A 19,894-nucleotide genomic window follows, 5' to 3' on the forward strand; every position below is an offset into this window, starting at 1 on the left:
TAGCCTCCCTGCGGCAATACCGCAGGGAGGCATGGGGTAGTTGGGGGGTATTACACGAAGTATCTTTTCAGTAGCCCTTCCAGGGAGCGGGCGTGCCGTCCTTCATCCCGGGAGGATTCATCGAAGAAGTCATGGGCCGGGTCGATATTGTTCTCCTTGGCCAGGACTGCGGCTTTGCGCTTTCCCTTGTTGGCCATCTGCTCCCCTTTCAGCATCTTCTCGATATTTTCCTTCGTCGATTCGGAAATCAATCCATTTAATTCGGCAAATTGCGCCGCATGGCCCGCCTCGTCCATGGCGATCTCCCGGAGGGAAACGGCCACCTCGGGATAACCTTCCCGCTGGGCCTGTCGGGCCATGGCGAGATAAAGCCCGACTTCGGCGGTCTCTCCCTTGAAATTCGCCATTACATCCTCTTCCACTACGGTACCTTTGGCAACCCCGATCGTGTGTTCATTGACCAATTCGCTCATTTTTTCTCTCCCTTTAATGATAAAAACAGTTGCAATGAATGATAAAAAAATTTTTCCCTCCTCGTCATCACCTCCTTTACTTTCGGTTTTGATGGTTTCCCGAACCCCGGCAGTCCGCACAGCGTCCATAGTAGGAAATCCTGTACCCGGTGAATTCGAAATTCCCGTTCCCTTCCGGAACAGGCAGGACCGTCTCGTCCATCACATCTTCCACGGTCCCGCAGGAGGTACAGACCGCATGGGAATGGGGCGTCGTCTCCGGATCGTAATGCCGCCGGTCGCCCGCCAGGTGAAGTTCCATAAGCGCTCCGTCCTCCTTCAGGATCTTCAAGGTCTGGTAAACCGTCGCCAGGGTCAGGGTCGGATGCCGGGCCACAAGGAGACGGTAGAGATCCTCCGCCGTCGGATGTGCGATATTCCCTTCGAGGGCCTTGAAGATCGCCAGCCGCTGAGGTGTCACCCGGCGCCCCTTCTCACGGAAATCATTTATTAAATCAACTACTTTCAACATAATCAAAAAACTCTCTTTATTAATAACGTTTCATGATTAATTGAATCATACCAGTCGCGTTTTTGATTGTCAAGCAAAATAATTATGATAATAATTTTAGTACTGTATAGATCTATTGTTTTGAAAAGATTGATTTTTCCTTCTCACCATTGACAGGAAGAGAACCATTTGATACAAACAGACTAACGGCTCAGGTCGCCTCTCTTTTTCCGCATGACTGGTTACGCCTTCGGCGTGCCCCGCCTTAGATTTATCTTTGCCGCTTTCAGCGGCTCTGATGAATAAGGGATCTTGGATCTTGGGGTGTTGCGGTGCTCAAATCCTCAACGTATGAACCTATGCGCCTCCGGTTTTGCGCTCCTAACGCCTTGTCCTGCAACAAAATAGAAGTAACCTGAACCGTTACCAAACAGAAAATATTTCGCTGTAAATTTCGTAATGAGCATTATAGGAGGGCTGAAAGATGGCTGAAAAAGTCGCAATCGTCGTAGGCGGCGGTCCGGCTCCGGGAATCAACGGAGTGATCGGTGCCGTTGCCATTGAAGCGATCAATCAGGGCAGAGAGGCGATCGGGATCATGGACGGGTTCAAATGGCTCTCGAAGGGGGACGCAAGCCACACCGTTTCCCTGAACCTGGGTCATGTTTCGCGTATCCACCTGAAGGGCGGATCGATCCTTCGGACCTCCCGGGAAAACCCCACGAAGAGTCCGGAAAAGATGGCCAATGTCGTTCGTGCTCTCACCGAACTCGGCGTCCGTTACCTCGTGACCATCGGCGGCGACGACACGGCCTATACCTCCAGCCGGGTGGAAAAGGCGGCCGAAGGAAAGATCTCCGTCTGCCATGTCCCCAAGACCATCGACAACGATCTGCCGTTACCGCCTGGGGTCCCGACCTTCGGCTATGAAACCGCCCGGGAGGTCGGCGCCAATCTGGTCGCAAATTTGATGGAGGATGCCAGGACCGCCGCACGATGGTACTTCGTGATCGCCATGGGAAGATCCGCAGGACACCTCGCCCTCGGCATGGGAACGGGTGCAGGCGCCACGATGACCCTCATCCCCGAAGAGCTGGGTGAAAAATTTTCTCTCCGGCGGGTTCTCAATATCCTGGAAGGCGCCATCATCAAACGGCTCTCCCAGGGGAAGGACCACGGCGTGGCCGTCATCGCCGAAGGGGTGGCGGCCCGGCTTGATCCGGAGTCCTGTTCCTTCGTCAAGGACGCCCCCCGCGACGAGCACGGAAATATCCGCTTGGCCGAGATCCCCTTCGGAACGGTTCTTAAAAACGAAGTGGGCAAGGAGTTGAAAGAGATGGGGGTCAAGATGACGATCGTGGCCAAGGATATCGGCTACGAACTCCGATGCAGCCCGCCAACGGCCTTCGACCGCCAGTATACAAGAAATCTGGGATACAGCGCCATTCGTTTCCTCCTCGACGGAGGCTCGGGCGCCATGGTCCTCTTCAAGGACGGCAAGACCGCTCCGATCCCCTTTGCCGAGATTACCGATCCCGCAACCGGGAAGACCCGAATCCGCACGGCCGATATCAATTCCGAGATCTATCAGACGGCCCGGCGCTACATGATTCGCCTCAATCCCGAGGACTTTGAAGGGGAGACCCTGACCCGTCTGGCGGAGACGGCAAAGATGAGCCCCGGGGAATTCACGAAACGGTTCAGTGAAATCTAAAGGATAGAATAACCTGCATGGATGAAGAAGAGGGAGGCCCGGCAATCCAGGCCTCCCTCTTTGATGAAGTCGTAAAAAGTCCGTTCGACCCTTCGACATGCTCAGGGCGAACGGTGTAAGTGATTGATATTCCGTTCGTGGTGAGCTTGTCGAACCATGAACGGAATCCGGAAAACGACTTTTTACGACCTTTAAATTCCGGATGAAAAATCGACTACGTTCCACAGGTAAGATTTCACGGAGCCGCCATGACCTTCCTCTTCCTCTTTGCATTGTTCGTCCTCGGCCTGTTTCTGATGGTCTACGGCGCCGATCGGCTGGTGGAGGGAGGCTCCGCCATCGCAGTGCACTTCAGGATCTCTCCCCTCGTCATCGGGTTAACCATCGTCTCCTTCGGGACCTCCTTCCCGGAATTCGCCGCCAGCCTCGTCGGCGCCCTCCACGGAAAGACCGATCTGGCCATGGGCAATGTCATCGGGAGCAATATCTGCAATTTGGGACTGGTTCTCGGCGCGGCGGCCCTGACCCGCCCGATCCGGGTCCGGGGAAGCCTGATCAGAAAGGAGATCCCCTTCCTGCTGCTGATTTCCGCCATCACATGGTGGATGGCCCGGGATCACCGGATCGGCAGAGGAGAAGGCCTCTTTTTCGTTGTTCTTTTTGTTCTGTTTGTCTATTACTGCATCCGCACCGCCCGGCAACGGGGCGATGCCTTGCCGCCGGGGCTGCCTCCCGGCAAGTTCATCTCACTCCCCCGGAGCTTTGGCGCACTCACCTTCGGTCTACTGCTCCTTTTTTTCGGCGCGGACCTGACGATCCGGGCGGCCGTCTCTATTTCGGGAAGGATGGGGATCTCTCAGGCCGTGATCGGTCTCACCGTCGTCGCACTGGGGACCTCACTACCGGAACTGGTAACCAGCGTCATGGCCCTCCGGAAGGGGGAAGGGGATATCGGCCTCGGAAACGTTCTGGGGAGTAATATCTTCAATCTCCTCTTTGTGCTGGGAGTCACGGCAACGGTCCATCCCATCCCCTCCTCTCCTCAGTTCTTCCGCTTCGACATCCCCGTTATGCTTGCATTCACGGTCCTTCTGATTCCCTTTGCCGGAAGCCGACTTCAAATCAGCCGAAGAGAAGGAGGACTCCTCCTTGCCGCTTACTGCGGGTACATCCTCTACCTCGGCCTCCATCACATTCTTTGAACATGTTTCAGGCAAAGCCAACGGTTCTCCGACCCGGCCCGGAAGACCGGGTTCACTTCGTCGCAAAGGCCGGTTTGATCTTCTCAAAGACCCTCCAGGCCTTCAAAAGGTCGACGGCCTGCTGAAGCTGGTAATCCTGGGGGCTCTTCTTTTCCGCCTCAGGGCCTTCCTCCGCGGAAGGGCTGGATTCCTTTTTCTTTGCCGGAGGGGCCGCCTTCACATCCGGATTGTCAAGGTGGTTCTTCAAGTCCGCCTCCTTGATATGATGGAATTCGTCCGGCGCCGCTTTGACAATGACATTTTCTTCCACCACGATATCGGGTGTAATTCCCACATTCTGGATCGATTTGTCTCTGGGCGTGTAATACTTGGCTGTCGTCAACCGCAGACCGGAACCGTCACTCAAGGGCACGACGGTCTGGACCGACCCCTTGCCGAAGCTCTGGGTCCCCATAATAATGGCCCGCCCCCAATCCTGCAACGCACCGGCCGTAATCTCACTGGCGCTGGCGCTCCCGCCGTTGATCAGAACCACCATCGGAAGCCGGGGATAATCAAAGGCCCCCCTCACTTTGTAGTCGTGACGCCCCTGCGCCCGTCCCTTGGTATAGACCACCAAGGTTCCCTTCGGTAGGAACTTCCCACAAACTTTGACAGCCTCATCAAGGAGCCCGCCCGGGTTATTCCGCAGGTCAAGGATCAGGCCGTGAATTTTCTCCTCCTTCAGGAGCTTCTGCATCCCGTTTCCGATCTCCTTCCCGCTGTCCTGCTGAAACTGGGAAAGACGGAGGTACCCGATTCCTCCTTCAAGGAGTTTATATTTCACGCTTTTAACCTTGATCACGGCCCGGGTAATCTTGAACTTCTTCGGCCTTTTGAATTCCTTTCGCATGATCGTCAGCGTCACCCGGGTTCCCGGTTTTCCGCGCATCAGCTTCACGGCATCCATCAGGCTCAGATCCTTCGTCCACTCGTCATCCACTTTCAGGATCACGTCCCCCGCCTTGAGCCCGACCCGGTCTCCCGGGGTGTCCTCAATCGGGGCAATGATTGTCAACTGCTTGTCCCGAATGGAGATCTGTATCCCGATACCCCCGAACTTGCCCCGGGTATCAACCTGCAGCTCCTTGTAGGTGTCGGGCTCCATGAAGCTGGAATGAGGATCGAGGGCATTGAGCATCCCCTTAATAGCCCCATAGACCAGTTTTTTGGTATCCACCTTCTCCACATAGTTCTGCTGAACCATGTGGAGAACCTCGGAAAAAATGTTCAACTGCTCGTAGGTTTCCCCCTTGGCCTGTACCCCACTTTCGTGGGTCACACCAACGACAACCAGGATAAAAAGGGACAGAAACAGGGTCCATGCAAATGACTTTCTTTTCATGAATGAAACCTCCAAAGGTAAGAGAACTTCTTTGACGGAAAACCGTAAAAAAACTACCGCCCGGCAAGCCAGAGCAGGGGGTCCTGAGGCTCCCCATGGTAGCGGATTTCGAAATAGAGCGCCGGCCCTTTCAAAGAACCCGTTTCGCCGGCCCGGCCAACCGGCTGTCCTTCCTCAACAATCTCTTTTACGGAGACGAGCAGTTTGGAAAGATGAGCATAGACCGAATAAAACCCCTTTCCATGGTCCAGGATTACCATTCGTCCATAGCCTTTGAACCAGTCGGCAAAAAGTACCGTTCCGTTGTAAATAGACTTGACCTTCGCTCCCGGTACGGCCGCGATATCGATCCCCCTTGAAAAGATATAGGTGTTGAACTTTTCATGCTTGTGCTTCCCGAAGCGGGTCAACACCTTCCCCTCAAGGGGCCAGGAGAGCCTCCCCCGATATTTCTCGAACCCGCCGGCAAGGGTCTGCTTTTGACGGATCAGCTCCTCAATGGTCTGCTGCAACGATCGCGCAGAAGACTGCAGCTCATTCAGCAACTCTTTCTGCGAGGCCTTCTCTTTCCGGATCCGTGCCAGAAGGCGGGTACGCTCCTCCCGTTTGGCAATAATTTCCCTATTTTTCTCCTTGAAGGCGTTCTCGAGAGAGAGGACCTTCTTTTCCCGCTCCGCCAGCTTTGCTTCTTTCCGCTTCAGCGCGGCATAGACCTCCCGGTAACTATCAATACTCTTCTTGTCTTCCCGGGCCAGCACCTGTATGTAACGATACCGTTTCAGCATCCCGGCGTAATTCCCGGCGGAGAAAATTGCCTTTACATAGGAATATCCGCCATACTTGTAGAGCTGCAACACCTTGTAGGCGAGAAAATTCTGATACTGCCCCAACTCCGCCTTCAGGTCCGAAACCTCCAGTCCCAGTTGGGTCTTCTCCGTTCGCACCTTCTTTAAGGCGATATCATAAGACTCCAACTGTTCCCCCTTCAAAGCGAGTTTCCTGTCGATAGCCTCAATCCGGGCGAGGAGTCCCTGCTCCTTCCCGGCAAGACGCCGCAACACTTTCTTCTTTTGAGAAATATTACGCCGAACCTCCTCCAGAGTATTTTTGTTCGAGTCGATCCGGCCCTCCATCTCCCGGAGACCGGCAGTCACATCGGTAACCAACGCCGCCCACAGAAAAAGCAGGACCATCCAAACCGGCCGGGAAGAGCGTTTCACTCCATACATCCTCTCAGATTTTCAGAAAACGGCCCAGAGACATGAGGCTCCCGAAGAGCCCCAGGGCCATCCCTGCCGTAACGATCCAGCAAAGCATGGAGACGGAAAGAAAGGAGATGGAAATCTCCTGCATCAGCAGAACCCCCGCGCGGTGCGTGAGTCTCGGGACCCAGTAATAGTAGATTCCGAAGAGAGCAATCAATGAGAGTACCGCCCCAATCAACCCCTGGAAGAGTCCTTCGATGAGAAAGGGTCCACGAATAAAGTTGTTCGTGGCGCCGATCAGGCGCATGACCGCCAGTTCATCCCGGCGGGCATAAACGGTGAGACGCACCGTATTGGCAATAATAAAAAGAATCGCCACACCGAGAAGCCCCCCGAGGATCAACCCGATGAGTCGGAGAATATGGAGAAATGTCATCAGACTCCGGGTCCACTCCTTTCCGTATTGAATCTCCTCGAAATCGGGGATTCTCGAAAGTTTCCGGACCAGTTGATCCACGGCCCCCTGGGACCGGGCGGATTTGGACAGACCGATCTCAAAGGACGCCGGCAGAGGATTCCCCTCCAGTCCGTCCAGCAGGTAGGCTGCTTTCTTATGACCGGATCGAAAACGGGCCAGTGCTTCTTCCTTGGAAACAAACTCCACCCGGGAAATTTCAGGGTTGCGCCAGAGGATCTTCTTGATCTCTTCAACACGGTCCGGGTCGAAACCACCCTTGAGATAGGCCGTCACCTCCACCTGCCGGACCCAGCCGTTGGTCATGTGACTTACGTTGGTATAGACAATCAGAAAAGCCCCGAAGATCATCAGGGCAAAAGCAATCGTCACGATCGCAACGATGCTGATGAATTTGTTGTGCCGGACACTCCGGGCGCCTTCCTGTACAAAATAAGCCAGATCGGCAAACATCATCCCTTCCTTATTCTCGAATCAGACCCGGCCGACCCCTGCGGAATCGGTCACCGGAAGATCGGAGAGAGTGGAGTCGGCAACACAACGGCCGTTCTCCAGCCGGATGACTCGTTTCTTCATCCGTTTGACCATCTCCATGTTATGAGTTGCCACGAGGACCGTTGTCCCCCGCAGATGGATCTCCTTGAGAATCTCCATAATTTCTTCCGCCACTCCGCCATCGAGATTCCCCGTCGGTTCATCGGCAATGAGGATTACGGGATCGTTGACCAATGCCCGCGCAATGGCCACCCGCTGCTGCTCCCCACCGGACAGGCGCAACGGATAGCTGTTGATCTTGTGCTGCAATCCGACCCGCCGCAGGACATCCCAGGCCCGTCGTTTCATCTCTTTTTTTGTCGTCCCGATCACCCGGAGGGCAAAGGCAATATTATCAAAGACCGATTTTGAACGGATCAGTTTAAAGTCCTGAAAAACAACTCCGATATTTCGTCGAAGATAGGGGACGCTGCCGCGCCGAAGTCGGGAGAGATTGAGTCCGTTCACCCGGATCTCACCCCGGTCGGCCTGCTCTTCACAGTAGATCAGTTTCAACAGTGTTGTTTTTCCGGCGCCACTGGGTCCCGTAATGAAAACAAATTCCCCCTTCTCCACATGGAGAGAGACCCCTTTCAGGGCACTGTAGTCCTTCTGATAGTGTTTGTGTACGTCAACCATCCGGATCATCGGCGGCTCACAGGGTTGGGTGGACTCGTTGAGTGTCCCCGTTCGCAAATAGGGCGGCGTTGGAGGGCGCAGTATTTACGAACAGAACCACTTACGGATCATCACCGTCCGAAAGGTAGTCCAGGATAATCTCATCCAGACTTGCTTCTTCCGAAGGTTCCGCGGCTTGGGGATCCTTCGTTTTTTCTTCAAACCTGCCGTCACGAAGGTCCATGATCATCTGTTTGTGCTGTTCCTTCATCAGGTTCCGGATCACATTCTCCAAGCAATCGGCCTTCAGGATGTCGGCATAGCTCAATTTGCGGGAACAGAGGATCTTGCCTTCTTTATATAGGAGGGTTACAATTACAGGATTCTTGATACCGTTATCTTCCGTCTGGACATGAAAATTGTTGTCCTTGTAGACAAAATCGGTATTATACCCCGTCAGCATCCGTGGTTCAGCTCCCTTACAACGTACTGTGCATAACCGGAATTATCCCTTGGATTCCGGAAATATAGCATAGATAAATCCGGAGTTGCAAGACATAAAAACCCCGAAGTCCCCCCGAAAATGGTGTCTCTCCGGATCCAATGCATTGAGAAGATTGAAAATTGACAATCCTCATCGAAACTCATATGATTCAGAATCGTTAAGAATACAGGAAAACATAAACCGGAATTCACCATTTGCCGACCAAAGAGAAGGGGCCAAGCCGAACATGGGAAAAATCAACGAAAAAAAAATGAACGATTTTATTACAAAAACCCGAAAACCCTTTGAGAACCTGTTGGCAAAATGGGTGGCCCTTCCCACGATCAGCGCCGAATCCGCCCACAAAAGCGACATTGCAATGGCCGCTGAAGAGGCAGCCGGACTGCTGAAGGGGCTGGGGGGACAAACTGAGACCATCGAGACCGAGGGCCATCCTTTGGTCATCGGGAACATCCGGAAATTTCCCGATGCCCCCACGGTCCTGATCTACAACCACCTCGATGTACAACCGGCGGAGCCGGAGGACTGGGAAGACCCGCCCTTTCAGCCGACGCTGAAAGACGGCCGCTACGGAGGCCGGGGAAGTACCGATAACAAAGGACCGGCGCTCACGGCCTACTTCGCCGTGCAATGTGCCGTGGAGCAGAAGATCCCCCTCAATTATTGTTTTGTCTGGGAATTTGAAGAGGAGATCGGCAGTCCTCATTTTAACACTGCGTTAAAGAGCCGGAAAGAATTTATCCGGGCCGATTCCATCCTCGTCTCCGATACGGTCTGGATCGCCCGGGACAGGCCGGCCATACCCTTCGGCATCCGGGGACTCCTCACGGCCACCCTGACCCTCGAAACGGGGGAACGGGACGCCCATTCGGGGCTGGTCGGAGGGGCGGCCCGCAATCCGGTCGGGGAACTCTGCAACCTCATCGCACAATGCTATGACCCCGTAACGGGCGATGTGCATCTGCCCGGTTTTTACGATGATCTTCTGACGTCAAGCGGTGAGGAAATGGAAGGATTCCTTGCATCGGGTTTCAAGGTCGCCGTTTTTAAAAAGGCCCACGGACTGAAGAGTCTGCGGTTCAAGGAACCGGCAAAGGTGATTGAATCGATCTGGTCGAAGCCGACCTTTGAAGTCCACGGCCTGGCCGGAGGCTACACAGGTCAGGGAGTGAAAACCGTTGTCCCTCCCCGGGCGGAGGCCAAGATCAGTATGCGTCTGGTCCCCCGCCAGACCCCGAAAAAGATCTTTTCCGCTTTGCGGGATTTTGTAAAGGAACGGAATCCAGACGTAAAGGTAAGATTGGAAGCGATCCTGGATCCCTACCTGGCCTCTCCCGCGGGAGAATATTTCCAGGCAGGGGTGGAGGCAATGACTTTCGGGTTTCAGACCCCGCCCGCCCTGATTCGGGAGGGAGGATCGATCGGCGCCGTGGTTACCCTGAACCGGTTACTGAAGGTCCCGGTTACTTTTCTCGGACTCTCGCTGCCGGAACACGGGTATCATGCACCGAATGAATATTTCGAATGGCGTCAGGTCCGGGGAGGGATCCGGACCTTTCTACACTACTTCAACCGAATCAGCCGGATACCGGAACCCATTTAGAGATGATATTCCATTCCTTTTGGTCTTGCCCCTTCATGTACTTCATGGTGAAAGCTTATTGCCTTTGCGTTTGATTTTACTCTGTCCCTCTGTGCCTTTGTGCCTGAGGAGTTTACTTTTCCGGATTCACAGCAGCTTCCTTTTCACTCCGTCTTCTCGAAGCCACCGTCACCACATCGGATTTTTTCTGCCGGGCCAGCTTGGCCGCCTTCCGGGCCTGAATCGCCTTTCTCTTTTTTGTATTGGATGCCATGTTCTTCTCCTTAACGTCAATTTAAGAGGTTGAGAAAAGCCCCGGATGCAGAATACTTAAAGCCTGACCACCGGAACCGCGTTTTACAAAACCATCAATACTTCACCTGAAAGTGATCAAACTCTCCTTCATACATCTCATCCCGCACATCAATACGAATCACATGAGATCCCGACGGACCCTGCCTGCACCAGACAATCAGTTCCTGAAGGGCATGCATCGGACCTTCCGCCACAACTTCTACGGAGCCGTCCGGCAGGTTGCTGACCCACCCCGTCACGTTCAACTCGCGGGCACGGTCCAGGGTGCCGGCCCGGAAGCAAACGCCCTGTACCCTGCCGTAAATCGTCAGATGGACCCGACTCTGTCCCTTTGTCGCCATTTGTCAACCCCCGGGAGACTCCTTCCGCCGGGCCCTTTGTGCACCGAAATTATTTCTTCTTTTCTTCTTCCAGTTTTTCCCCGTTTTCCGGTGTAATATCAATCTCGTCTTCACCTTTCGTGGCCTTTTTGAAATTCCGGATTCCCTTTCCCAGTCCGGAACCGATCTCCGGAAGTTTCCCCGCACCGAAGATAATCAGAACAATCACCAGGATAATGACCAACTCCATCCAGCCTAATCCAAACATGGATCCCCTCCTTTGATGACTCATCTTGCCCCATCGGCAATCAGGGTCTGATAATCTTCCACCGTATTGATGCTGACGAAAGATGAAAGGTCCGGATCCATCCGGGCCATCTCCCCTTCTTCCAGGAACCTTGTATTCAGGGATCGAAGGACTCCCTGCATTCCGCGGCGTCCCTCACGCAGATGCCTGCCCATCACCGGGAGGCACCGTTGATCATAAACGGCATGCAATGGCTGCGGAACGGAAGGACGGTCCTCTCGGGAAGATCCTCGGATCACAGCAACCAGGGCATCGGCGGCCCCGGCCCGTCGCATCATATACTGGACCAGCTCCGTCCGAACCATCGGCATATCACAGGCGACACAAAAATTCTTCGGATCCCGGGAGGCCGAAAGTCCCGAGAAAATCCCCGTCAGAGGACCACGCTCCGGGTACAGATCACAAACAACCTTGACGGGAAACCCGGCATAACGTTCCGGTTCCCGGGTCACCAGGAGAATCTCCCGGAAGAGCGGTGACAAGGCCCCGATGATATACCAAAGAAAGATCCGGCCCTTCCATGGGAGAAACGCCTTGTTGCGCCCCATACGCCGGTTCTCTCCGCCGGCAAGGATGATAGCCGCCATCGGTTCCGCCCCCTGATCCACAAAGTCCTTTATTTCGCCGTGCGAACTTTGAGCAGAGAGATCACCTTCTTCACGCCCGTAACGCCTTTCGCAATCGTCACGGCCCGATTGATCTCATCCTGCGATCCGAGGTACCCGTTCAGGGTGACTTCGGCAAGATTGGTGTCCACATCGATATTCAGGGCATGAACGTGTGGATCTTCCAACAGTTTGCCCTTGACCATCGAAGTAATCCGAAGATCTTCCGCCGATTCCGAAATTGTTTTTTCATCCGTTCCGATCTTGTATCCGGCGGTTGCGGCGCCTCCAATGAGCAGGAGTTCACAACCTGTCGTCATCAACGCGGCAATACTCATCACTCCAACCACCCATTTTTTCCAAGATGACATCCTTGCCTCTCTTTCTGCCGACGGCCCTGCCCCATCCCCTCGCGGGATGATGCAAGATAACAATTCTGCGTTTTATTGTCAACGGTTTTGGCGCTACCGGTATTGACACCGCTGTTCCCCTTTGTTATCTTGTCTGCACGAAAAGAACCTCGGGACTTCAAGGGTCGGCCGTTGAAATTTTTCATTCCCATATTCCTGATTTCTTGCCTGATCTCTTTGTCGTCCCCGGCTGCGGAATGGGGTCCCGGATCCTTCGGGCCCGTATCACAAAAGGGAGAAACCTTTCGCTCTTCCACCGCGGCAGCGTCCAATCTTCCGGAAAGAAGCCCTTTCGCGAAGTTTCTCGTCGTCGGGGTCCGCTTCTTTCAGAAGTTCATCTCACCCGTTGACGGCGACCGCTGTACCATGGACCCCACCTGCTCGCACTTTGCACTTCAATCCATCGAAAAACACGGGGCCTTGCTCGGCTTCATGATGACGGCGGACCGGATCGTCCATGAATATGAAGAACATCGCTTCGTCCGTGCCCGGTGGGACGGCAAGTCCTATCGTTTTCCGGATCCCGTCAAGAATAACGACTTCTGGTTTCCCTCTTCCGCTGCCGCATCCCCCGGGCGGACCAAGAGGAGCAAACAACCATGACAAAGACGCGCAAACGGTTCTTCTGCATCCTTCTGGCCGGATTTCTTCTGCGGCTCCCCTTCATGCCGTTGTCTGCATACGCCTCGACTCCGGGAGAGGCGGACCGCCTCTTCACTTTTGCCGAAAAACTCGCGGATCAGCAAGACTATTATCGGGCCATCACGGAGTACAAACGATTTCTCTCCTACTTCCCCGACGACGCACGAGTTCCCCTCTGCCGGTTCGGAATCGCCCATGCCTACCGTATGGGAGGGAAGACCGACCAAGCCGTCCGGGAGCTTGCAACCCTGGAGAAAGATTACGCCGGAAGCGATACGGCAGAGGAGGCAGCCTTCGAGATCGGCCGTACCTACTTTTCAGCCCGCCGCTTTGAGGAGGCTGAACCAGCCGACGAAGCCTTTCTCCGTCGTTATCCCAACTCCCGGCATCATGACGAGGCACAGGCCCGCCTCGGCTGGTCCCTGCTCTACCTTGCGAAATACAAAGCCGCCGCCCGGGCCTTTTCCTCCGTCAACGAAAAGAGCCCCTACGGCCCCTTCGCCGCCGCCCTTGCGGAGGAGCTCTCCGCCGGAGTCCGGATCCCCCGAAAGTCACCGGTTACCGCCGGGGTCCTGTCGGCAGTTCTTCCCGGGGCCGGACAATTTTATACCCGACGTCCCACGGAAGGAATCAGCTCTTTCCTGCTCAACGGCTCCTTCATCTGGGCCACCGTCGAACTTTTTAATCGCGGAAGCGAGGTTGCCGGAGTCCTTCTCGGTTTTTTTGAAACCGGCTGGTACAGTGGGGGAATCTTCGGTGCGGTAAACGATGCACACAAGTTCAACCGAAAGGCACGAAAGGATTTTATCGAGGAATTGCAGAACCGCTACCCCCTCCCGGCAGGGCAATAAAAAAGGGGCCATAAGGTCCCCTCTTTAACAGGTACGGGTTTTCCTGTATGATGATCCTTTATGCGGTGGCCCGCACAATCGTCGGCATCGGCACGGGGGTCTCTTGCGCGGCCGGCACGGCGGAATAGAGTTCGTCGGTACGAGTCACATACTTCCACTTCCCGGGACTCTCCAGCAGATGATGGACCAGGGAAGCATGGGTGGCATGGCCCGATTTGAAGGTCTGCACATGGCCGAGGATCGGACATCCGGCCAGGCTCAGATCGCCGATTGCATCGAGGATCTTGTGCCGGACAAACTCATCCGGGTAGCGCAACCCTTCGGAATTCAAAACCCGGTAATCGCTGATCACGATGGCGTTATCCAGGGACCCCCCCAGGGCAAACCCCTGAGACTGGAGATATTCCACCTCCCGAAGGAACCCGAAAGTACGTGCCCGGGCGATTTCCCGGACAAAATCATCTTCGTTTGCCCGATAATGGTACCGCTGATTTTTCAGCATGGGGTGGTCAAAATCGATTTCGCAGGTAATTTCCAAACTCTCCGATGGATAAAGAGCAGCAAATCGATCGCCGTCTTTCACTTCGATCGGTTCCAGGATCTTGATAAAACGCTGCAGTTTGCTCTGCCGCCGGATCCCGGCCGAGGTCAAAAGAAAGATATAGGATGCGGCACTTCCATCCATGATGGGGACTTCCGGAACATCGAGTTCGATCACAGCGTTCCCGATCCCCAGTCCGGCGAGGGCCGCCAGAAGATGTTCCGACGTTTTGATCAGAGCCTGCCCCTTGCCGAGGGTCGTGTTGAGGCTGGTATCAACAATGTGTCCGGCATCCGCCGGAATCTCAAAACCATCATCAAGATCGACCCGCCGGAAGAGGATGCCCGTATCCTCCGGCGCCGGCAGGATCTTCATATTCACCTTCAACCCCGTGTGCAGGCCGATCCCGGCACAGGAAATGGGCGAAGCGATTGTTCTTTGATATCTCACGGTCTTGCCTCCTGGAGAGTATGCGTATAGAGATTGGAAGCTTGTACATGCAACCAGCATGCCAAATAAAAACAAGCATAAAGGATCTTCTATAACCGCCTGTAAAATCAACTTGTTACACAGCCGCCTCAAGCAGATCTCCTGTGCAGGGAGGATGGGTGTGTTGCAATAAAACCTCACTCCGTCACATTTTGTGTTGTTTTTTCAAAGGAAAAAGGAAATGTCCCCCGTCGTCGCCATCAGGAAGTGCACTTCCTACGCCCGGTATGAAGTAGAGAAAGCGGTACACCGCCTCTTTCATGATTCAGGAGGAATAGAGCAACATATCCGACCGGGCATGTCGGTCCTGATCAAACCGAACCTGCTGGCTCCCCGGAAGAGAGAAGAGGCCGTCAATACCGACCCGGCCGTGGTCCGGGCCGTGCTCAAGGAAGTCCTGCGAACCGGTGCAAAGGCGGTTATCGGTGACAGTCCCGGTCTGGGGAAAGCGGTAAAAAATGCCGACCGGTGCGGTATCGGAGCCGTAGCTGCGGAATTCGGGGTTCCGATCATTGAGTTCAGGGACTCCATCGTCGTCGGGAAGACCCGGGAAGGAGGATTTCCCCTGGAACTTGCACGGGAGGCCCTGGAGGCGGAAGTAATCATCAATCTCCCCAAGCTGAAAACCCATGCCCAGATGCTGATGACCCTCGGCGTTAAAAACCTCTTCGGTTGTGTGGTGGGAAAGCGGAAGCTGCAGTGGCACTTCAAGGCCGGCGTCAACCGGGAAGCCTTCGCCCGCATGCTTGTGGAAATCTATGCCGCCCTGAAGCCAGCGTTGACTCTGATCGACGGGATCGTCGGAATGGAAGGAAACGGCCCGGGGAGCGGCACGCCGAAACCCTTCGGGATCCTGGCCGCCTCGACCGATGCCATCGCTCTTGATACCGTCATCATGACACTCATGGGGATGAAACCTTCCCGGCTGGCTACGATCCGGGCGGCCGGGGGAATCAACGCAGGAGAGACATCGCTCAAAAAGATCGAGGTGCGCGGTGATTCCATGGAATCACTGCGGATTCCCGACCTGGAGGTCCCCCAATCCTCCGATCTTGAATGGCCCCTTCCAGGCTTTCTCCGGAAAATCCTCAAAAGCAGTTTCACCGCTTATCCGGAGCCCGACCCGAAACAGTGTAACCTTTGCCGTATCTGCCTGGAAGCCTGCCCGCAACAGGTGATCTTTGTGGAGAAGGAACAACTGGCTATCAACACCCGCCGGTGTATCCGATGCTTCTGCTGCCAGGAACTCTGCCCCCGGGGAGCCATGAAAACCCGGCAGGGATGGCTGCTAAAGCGGCTGCAGAAATAGGAAAGGCGCCCGGTTACCTTCAATGAAATTTTGTTTGACATGCAGGAATCATTCAGATTATTATGCGAAATCTATTCATCTTGTCACCCACGATACGGACACAGGAGGGAACGCAGCATGGTAACAGCCGACAAAACCATCGATTGCACCGGATTGAATTGCCCGCTCCCGGTTTTAAAGACCAAAAAGGCCATGGATGAATTAACACCCGGTCAGACCCTGGAGATGCTTTCCACCGATCCCGGTTCCAAAAATGACATTACCGCCTGGGCGAAACGGACGGGGAACGAGCTGGTCGAAACTGTGGAAGACAGCGGCGTATTCAAGTTTTATCTCAAAAAATCCTGATCCCCTTCGGACCGCCTTTGCACAGCTTTCATCGGCATTCCGGATCGTTGCGTAAAAGAGAGAGTGCATGAGTGAGCAGACAAGGCTTTTAATCATCCAGACAAGTGGCATTGAGACGCCGGAAAGGATTCCCGCTGCCTTTTTTATCGCCTCCACGGCTGCGGCAATGGACATGGATGCCACGGTCATTTTTACCGTCAACGGTGCAACCATCGTGGAGAAGCATGCAGCGGAACGGACTACGGTCAAGGAGGGTGGGGCCACGGTTCAAACCTTCCTGGACCAGGCGGTCGCGGCCGGAGTCAAATTAATGGTCTGTCACCAGAGCCTTGATCTCCATGACCTGGAGCCGGACAACCTGATTGACGATGTGGAAGAAATCGTTGGTGCAGCGGCTCTTCTCGACATGACCCTGGATGCCGATGTGGTCCTGACCTTCTGAGACGGTACGAACCCCCGCAACAGCGTCACCCCGACGGACCGATTCCGGCGGGGTTTTTCTTTGATGATTTCCCGCAGGACAATCCCTTCAACGGCTCTCCCGCTCCTGGGCATCGACAACGGCCACGGCCGTCATGTGGACGATCTCATTCACGCTGCAACCCGCCTGCAGAACATGAATCGGTTTGTCCAGCCCCATGAGGATCGGTCCCACCACCTCCGCCCCCCCCAAATGCTGGAGCAGCTTGTAGGCGATATTTCCCGAAGCAAGGTCGGGAAAGATTAGAATGTTGGCATCTCCGGCAAGACGGCTGAAGGGAAAGAGACCCTTTGCCAATTCCGGGTTGACGGCCGTATCCGCCATGACCTCCCCATCGATGATCAGACCGGGCTGCTCCTTTTGTGCAATCTCCACGGCCCGCCGGACTTTTTCCGCCCGGTTGTCCCGGACCGATCCGAAATTGGAGTACGAAAGCATGGCCACCCGCGGCTCCAGATTGAAACGTCGGGCCAGGCGGGCGCTTAATATCGCGATCTCGGCCAGTTCCTCCGACGTCGGCACAATATTGACCGTCGTGTCGGCAAAGAGGAGAACCCGGTTTTTGAAGATCATCAGGAAGAGGCCCGAAACACGGCCGATCCCCTCTTCCGTCCGGACGATCTGCAGGGCCGGCCGGAGCGTCTCCCGGTAACGCTGGGAGACACCGGAGATCAGACCGTCGGCCTCTCCCCGATGAACCATCATGGTGCCGAAGTAATTCGGGTTGGCCATAAGCTTACGGGCATCATCAAGACTGACTCCCTTCCGCTTCCGCATATCGTAGAATGCCCCGACGTAGTCGGGATACCGTTTGTCCCGGACGACATCAACGATTTCAATGTCCGGAAGGTCGAGTCCGTGTTGCCGGATCTCCGCCCGGATCCTGGCGGCGGCACCGAGAAGGACGGGACGCGCGATCTTCTGATCGATCAGGGTCTGGCAGGCCTTGAGGATACGGGGATGATGCCCCTCCGGAAAGACGATCCGTTTCGGTGCATCGCAGGCCCGGTGAATCACGGAACGCATGACCACATAGGTCTTGCCGAGCAAAGCCTGCAAGGATTCCCGATAGGCCTCAAGATCATCAATGGGTGCGCGCGCCGCACCGCTTTCCATCGCCGCCCCGGCCACGGCCGGCGCAACCGAAAGCAAAACCCGAGGATCAAAAGGCTTGGGAATCAGGTAATCCGGACCGAAATGAAACTCCCGCCCCCCGTAGGCGCTGGAGACCGTTTCGGGCACCCCTTCCCTGGCCAGGGCGGCCAGTGCATGGACGGCGGCAATTTTCATCTCATCATTAATGGCGCATGCGCGGACATCAAGGGCCCCGCGGAAGATGGAAGGAAAACCGAGAACATTGTTCACCTGGTTCGGAAAATCACTCCGTCCCGTTGCCACCAGAGCATCCGGCCTCGCCGCCCGGGCTTCCTCGTATCCGATCTCCGGTTCCGGGTTCGCGAGGGCAAAAATGATCGGGCGCTCTGCCATCGACCGGATCATCTCCGGACGGAGGAGCCCGCCCGTGGAGAGCCCTACAAAGACATCGGCATCCTGTAAAGCCTCCTTTAGTGTTCGCAGCGGAGTCTCCACGGCCACCAGCTCCTTGTAGGGGTTCATCCCCTCCTTCCGTCCCGCGTAAATGACACCGTGACGATCGCAATAAAGGATCTTTGCCGGATCGGCACCGAGTTTCCGGTAAAGCCGGCCGCAGGCAAGGGCGGCCGCTCCGCTGCCGGAAAAGACAATCCGGCAGTCCGGCAATGTCCGGCCCGTAAGTTCAAGAGCGTTGATCAGGGCGGCCCCGGAGATGATCGCCGTACCGTGCTGGTCGTCGTGAAAAACAGGGATCTTCATGGTCCGGACCAATTCCTCTTCGATCCGGAAACATTCCGGCGCCTTGATATCCTCGAGATTGATCCCTCCGAAGGTCGGCTCCAGTGCCCGGATGATCCGGATGATCTCTTCGGGATCGTCGCTATCGAGTTCCAGGTCGAAGACATCGATATCGGCAAACCGTTTAAAGAGGATCGCCTTGCCCTCCATCACCGGTTTGCCCGCAAGGGGCCCGATCTTCCCGAGCCCCAAAACCGCACTGCCGTTGGTCACCACGGCCACAAGGTTCCCCCGTGCCGTATAGGTATACGAGGCCTGCGGATCCTTTCCGATTTCCCGGCAGGGCTCCGCCACCCCAGGCGTGTAGGCCAGGGCGAGATCAAGCTGGGTGCTGCAGGGCTTGGTGGCATTAACCTCGATCTTTCCTTTTCTTCCTTTCTCATGATAGGCAAGCGCTTCTTCTCTCCGGATCGGCTTCATTGATCTCCTTCCGCGAAAGGGGGGTTTGACTCACAGGGGGACCCTATTGTAGACTGAAACTATACTGCACACCGAAGGAATCTACAAATTAATTCATCAGGAGAGGAAACTTAATGGGGCTGACGGGGGAAATTAAAACCATGCCGCTCACCGATCTGCTGCAGTGGATCGAAACGACGCGAAAATCGGGAATTGTGGAATGCCGTGCCGGCACGGAGTGGAAGAAGATCTTCTTTCAGGAAGGACAGATCATCTTTGCATCTTCGGCACGGGAGTCGGAAAAACTCGGTCAGCACCTCATCCGGCAGGAACGGATCAGGGAGTCCGACCTGATCGGCTGCCTTCATGAAAATGAACAGACGGGCAAGAAGTTGACTCAGATCCTTGAAGACCGCGGTCTCATCTCCCACGACGACCTGTACGGGGAGGTCGTCATCCTGATCAAGGAGATTCTCTTTGATCTTTTTCTCTGGGAGGAAGGACTCTTCCAGTTTCGGGACCGGGAACTCCCCGACTCCATGATCAGCCCGCTGGCCCTGAAAACAGGTCAGGTCTTGTTCGAGGTCTTAAACCGGATCGATGAAAACCGGCGGGACGGCATCCTGCCCGAGAAAGGAGCTACTGCCGGGCCAACGAAGTCGACAGGGATCAAGGTGAAGGGACGGATCATCTTCAAGGTGGATGATAAAAAGTTTACCCTACCCGGAGCTTATGAAAAAAGAGAGATCCCGAGCTTTCGGAAAGACGAGGAAGCCGAAGGAAATAAAGATTAGGAATTGAA

23 protein-coding genes are annotated in these 19,894 nt (G+C 55.2%); 9 read left to right on the plus strand and 14 right to left on the minus strand.

Annotation, left to right across the window (positions count from 1 at the left end):
- Positions 1-50 precede the first annotated feature (50 nt).
- Both GXP58_04180 and GXP58_04185 read right to left on the minus strand, forming a co-directional pair.
- Complete coding sequence (locus GXP58_04180) at positions 51-473, minus strand: rubrerythrin family protein (GenBank protein NOY52800.1); 423 nt, start codon at positions 471-473, stop codon at positions 51-53.
- Between the two features lie 76 nt (positions 474-549).
- Complete coding sequence (locus GXP58_04185) at positions 550-984, minus strand: transcriptional repressor (GenBank protein NOY52801.1); 435 nt, start codon at positions 982-984, stop codon at positions 550-552.
- 463 nt (positions 985-1,447) lie between these two features.
- Between GXP58_04185 and GXP58_04190 the strand changes: the two genes are divergently transcribed.
- Together GXP58_04190 and GXP58_04195 are read left to right on the plus strand one after the other, a co-directional pair.
- Entirely contained in the window at positions 1,448-2,677 is a 1,230-nt protein-coding gene (locus GXP58_04190) for a 6-phosphofructokinase (protein ID NOY52802.1), read from the plus strand.
- 248 nt (positions 2,678-2,925) lie between these two features.
- Entirely contained in the window at positions 2,926-3,879 is a 954-nt protein-coding gene (locus GXP58_04195; GenBank protein NOY52803.1) for a calcium/sodium antiporter, read from the plus strand.
- A 52-nt stretch (positions 3,880-3,931) separates the two neighbouring features.
- Here the strand turns inward: GXP58_04195 and GXP58_04200 are convergent, their stop codons facing one another.
- From GXP58_04200 to GXP58_04220, 5 genes are all read right to left on the minus strand, one after another.
- Positions 3,932-5,263, minus strand: a complete 1,332-nt coding sequence (locus GXP58_04200) for a S41 family peptidase (GenBank protein ID NOY52804.1) — start codon at positions 5,261-5,263, stop codon at positions 3,932-3,934.
- 53 nt (positions 5,264-5,316) lie between these two features.
- Complete coding sequence (locus tag GXP58_04205; protein ID NOY52805.1) at positions 5,317-6,483, minus strand: peptidoglycan DD-metalloendopeptidase family protein; 1,167 nt, start codon at positions 6,481-6,483, stop codon at positions 5,317-5,319.
- A gap of 13 nt (positions 6,484-6,496) precedes the next feature.
- Complete coding sequence (locus tag GXP58_04210) at positions 6,497-7,399, minus strand: ABC transporter permease (GenBank protein NOY52806.1); 903 nt, start codon at positions 7,397-7,399, stop codon at positions 6,497-6,499.
- Positions 7,400-7,417: 18 nt separating this feature from the next.
- Positions 7,418-8,125, minus strand: a complete 708-nt coding sequence (gene ftsE / locus GXP58_04215; GenBank protein NOY52807.1) for a cell division ATP-binding protein FtsE — start codon at positions 8,123-8,125, stop codon at positions 7,418-7,420.
- Between the two features lie 91 nt (positions 8,126-8,216).
- On the minus strand, positions 8,217-8,558 hold the full coding sequence (locus GXP58_04220) for a hypothetical protein (GenBank protein ID NOY52808.1): 342 nt from the start codon (positions 8,556-8,558) through the stop codon (positions 8,217-8,219).
- Between the two features lie 268 nt (positions 8,559-8,826).
- Here GXP58_04220 and GXP58_04225 point away from each other — a divergent pair, with 268 nt between their 5' ends.
- Positions 8,827-10,203, plus strand: coding sequence for a M20 family dipeptidase (locus GXP58_04225; protein NOY52809.1), 1,377 nt, complete (start codon positions 8,827-8,829; stop codon positions 10,201-10,203).
- Between the two features lie 112 nt (positions 10,204-10,315).
- On the opposite strand, the gene GXP58_04230 is transcribed toward GXP58_04225, so the two are convergent.
- The 5 genes from GXP58_04230 to GXP58_04250 form a co-directional block, all read right to left on the minus strand.
- Positions 10,316-10,456 carry a hypothetical protein gene (locus GXP58_04230; GenBank protein NOY52810.1) on the minus strand — a complete coding sequence of 47 codons (141 nt, stop codon included), beginning with the start codon at positions 10,454-10,456 and terminating at the stop codon, positions 10,316-10,318.
- Between the two features lie 94 nt (positions 10,457-10,550).
- Complete coding sequence (locus GXP58_04235; GenBank protein NOY52811.1) at positions 10,551-10,838, minus strand: acylphosphatase; 288 nt, start codon at positions 10,836-10,838, stop codon at positions 10,551-10,553.
- Positions 10,839-10,887: 49 nt separating this feature from the next.
- A complete protein-coding gene (locus GXP58_04240; GenBank protein ID NOY52812.1) occupies positions 10,888-11,085 on the minus strand; it encodes a twin-arginine translocase TatA/TatE family subunit in 198 nt (65 codons plus the stop codon).
- Between the two features lie 20 nt (positions 11,086-11,105).
- Positions 11,106-11,711 (minus strand): molybdenum cofactor guanylyltransferase, encoded by a 606-nt coding sequence (locus GXP58_04245; GenBank protein NOY52813.1) that lies wholly within the window; start codon positions 11,709-11,711, stop codon positions 11,106-11,108.
- A 29-nt stretch (positions 11,712-11,740) separates the two neighbouring features.
- Entirely contained in the window at positions 11,741-12,100 is a 360-nt protein-coding gene (locus tag GXP58_04250) for a BON domain-containing protein (protein NOY52814.1), read from the minus strand.
- Between the two features lie 171 nt (positions 12,101-12,271).
- Between GXP58_04250 and GXP58_04255 the strand changes: the two genes are divergently transcribed.
- Both GXP58_04255 and GXP58_04260 read left to right on the plus strand, forming a co-directional pair.
- Positions 12,272-12,742 (plus strand): membrane protein insertion efficiency factor YidD, encoded by a 471-nt coding sequence (locus GXP58_04255; GenBank protein NOY52815.1) that lies wholly within the window; start codon positions 12,272-12,274, stop codon positions 12,740-12,742.
- Positions 12,739-13,632 (plus strand): tetratricopeptide repeat protein, encoded by an 894-nt coding sequence (locus GXP58_04260; GenBank protein ID NOY52816.1) that lies wholly within the window; start codon positions 12,739-12,741, stop codon positions 13,630-13,632. Before GXP58_04255 ends, GXP58_04260 begins: the two co-directional genes overlap by 4 nt.
- Before the next feature lie 58 nt (positions 13,633-13,690).
- Here GXP58_04260 and GXP58_04265 read toward each other — a convergent pair whose 3' ends face one another.
- Positions 13,691-14,623: a UDP-3-O-acyl-N-acetylglucosamine deacetylase gene (locus GXP58_04265; protein NOY52817.1), complete on the minus strand. Its 933-nt coding sequence runs from the start codon at positions 14,621-14,623 to the stop codon at positions 13,691-13,693.
- A gap of 220 nt (positions 14,624-14,843) precedes the next feature.
- Between GXP58_04265 and GXP58_04270 the strand changes: the two genes are divergently transcribed.
- From GXP58_04270 to GXP58_04280, 3 genes are all read left to right on the plus strand, one after another.
- Entirely contained in the window at positions 14,844-15,971 is a 1,128-nt protein-coding gene (locus GXP58_04270; protein NOY52818.1) for a DUF362 domain-containing protein, read from the plus strand.
- A 117-nt stretch (positions 15,972-16,088) separates the two neighbouring features.
- Positions 16,089-16,319 carry a sulfurtransferase TusA family protein gene (locus tag GXP58_04275; GenBank protein NOY52819.1) on the plus strand — a complete coding sequence of 77 codons (231 nt, stop codon included), beginning with the start codon at positions 16,089-16,091 and terminating at the stop codon, positions 16,317-16,319.
- A 67-nt stretch (positions 16,320-16,386) separates the two neighbouring features.
- Entirely contained in the window at positions 16,387-16,761 is a 375-nt protein-coding gene (locus tag GXP58_04280) for a sulfur reduction protein DsrE (protein ID NOY52820.1), read from the plus strand.
- A gap of 87 nt (positions 16,762-16,848) precedes the next feature.
- Here GXP58_04280 and GXP58_04285 read toward each other — a convergent pair whose 3' ends face one another.
- Positions 16,849-19,113, minus strand: a complete 2,265-nt coding sequence (locus GXP58_04285; GenBank protein ID NOY52821.1) for an NADP-dependent malic enzyme — start codon at positions 19,111-19,113, stop codon at positions 16,849-16,851.
- A 113-nt stretch (positions 19,114-19,226) separates the two neighbouring features.
- On the opposite strand from GXP58_04285, the gene GXP58_04290 reads away from it, so the two are divergent.
- Complete coding sequence (locus tag GXP58_04290) at positions 19,227-19,886, plus strand: DUF4388 domain-containing protein (GenBank protein NOY52822.1); 660 nt, start codon at positions 19,227-19,229, stop codon at positions 19,884-19,886.
- Positions 19,887-19,894 lie beyond the last annotated feature (8 nt).

The organism is Deltaproteobacteria bacterium (assembly GCA_013151235.1).
Taxonomy (GTDB): domain Bacteria; phylum CG2-30-53-67; class CG2-30-53-67; order CG2-30-53-67; family CG2-30-53-67; genus JAADIO01.

Coding starts and splice junctions, on each gene's coding strand:
- GXP58_04195 (NOY52803.1), top strand. CDS start 2,926: ATGACCTTCCTCTTCCTCTTTGCATTGTTCGTCCTCGGCCTGTTTCTG.
- GXP58_04210 (NOY52806.1), bottom strand. CDS start 7,399: ATGATGTTTGCCGATCTGGCTTATTTTGTACAGGAAGGCGCCCGGAGT.
- GXP58_04280 (NOY52820.1), top strand. CDS start 16,387: ATGAGTGAGCAGACAAGGCTTTTAATCATCCAGACAAGTGGCATTGAG.
- GXP58_04235 (NOY52811.1), bottom strand. CDS start 10,838: ATGGCGACAAAGGGACAGAGTCGGGTCCATCTGACGATTTACGGCAGG.
- GXP58_04260 (NOY52816.1), top strand. CDS start 12,739: ATGACAAAGACGCGCAAACGGTTCTTCTGCATCCTTCTGGCCGGATTT.
- GXP58_04220 (NOY52808.1), bottom strand. CDS start 8,558: ATGCTGACGGGGTATAATACCGATTTTGTCTACAAGGACAACAATTTT.
- GXP58_04180 (NOY52800.1), bottom strand. CDS start 473: ATGAGCGAATTGGTCAATGAACACACGATCGGGGTTGCCAAAGGTACC.
- GXP58_04240 (NOY52812.1), bottom strand. CDS start 11,085: ATGTTTGGATTAGGCTGGATGGAGTTGGTCATTATCCTGGTGATTGTT.
- GXP58_04285 (NOY52821.1), bottom strand. CDS start 19,113: ATGAAGCCGATCCGGAGAGAAGAAGCGCTTGCCTATCATGAGAAAGGA.
- GXP58_04200 (NOY52804.1), bottom strand. CDS start 5,263: ATGAAAAGAAAGTCATTTGCATGGACCCTGTTTCTGTCCCTTTTTATC.
- GXP58_04290 (NOY52822.1), top strand. CDS start 19,227: ATGGGGCTGACGGGGGAAATTAAAACCATGCCGCTCACCGATCTGCTG.
- GXP58_04250 (NOY52814.1), bottom strand. CDS start 12,100: ATGTCATCTTGGAAAAAATGGGTGGTTGGAGTGATGAGTATTGCCGCG.
- ftsE (NOY52807.1), bottom strand. CDS start 8,125: ATGATCCGGATGGTTGACGTACACAAACACTATCAGAAGGACTACAGT.
- GXP58_04275 (NOY52819.1), top strand. CDS start 16,089: ATGGTAACAGCCGACAAAACCATCGATTGCACCGGATTGAATTGCCCG.
- GXP58_04270 (NOY52818.1), top strand. CDS start 14,844: ATGTCCCCCGTCGTCGCCATCAGGAAGTGCACTTCCTACGCCCGGTAT.
- GXP58_04230 (NOY52810.1), bottom strand. CDS start 10,456: ATGGCATCCAATACAAAAAAGAGAAAGGCGATTCAGGCCCGGAAGGCG.
- GXP58_04245 (NOY52813.1), bottom strand. CDS start 11,711: ATGGCGGCTATCATCCTTGCCGGCGGAGAGAACCGGCGTATGGGGCGC.
- GXP58_04190 (NOY52802.1), top strand. CDS start 1,448: ATGGCTGAAAAAGTCGCAATCGTCGTAGGCGGCGGTCCGGCTCCGGGA.
- GXP58_04185 (NOY52801.1), bottom strand. CDS start 984: ATGTTGAAAGTAGTTGATTTAATAAATGATTTCCGTGAGAAGGGGCGC.
- GXP58_04225 (NOY52809.1), top strand. CDS start 8,827: ATGGGAAAAATCAACGAAAAAAAAATGAACGATTTTATTACAAAAACC.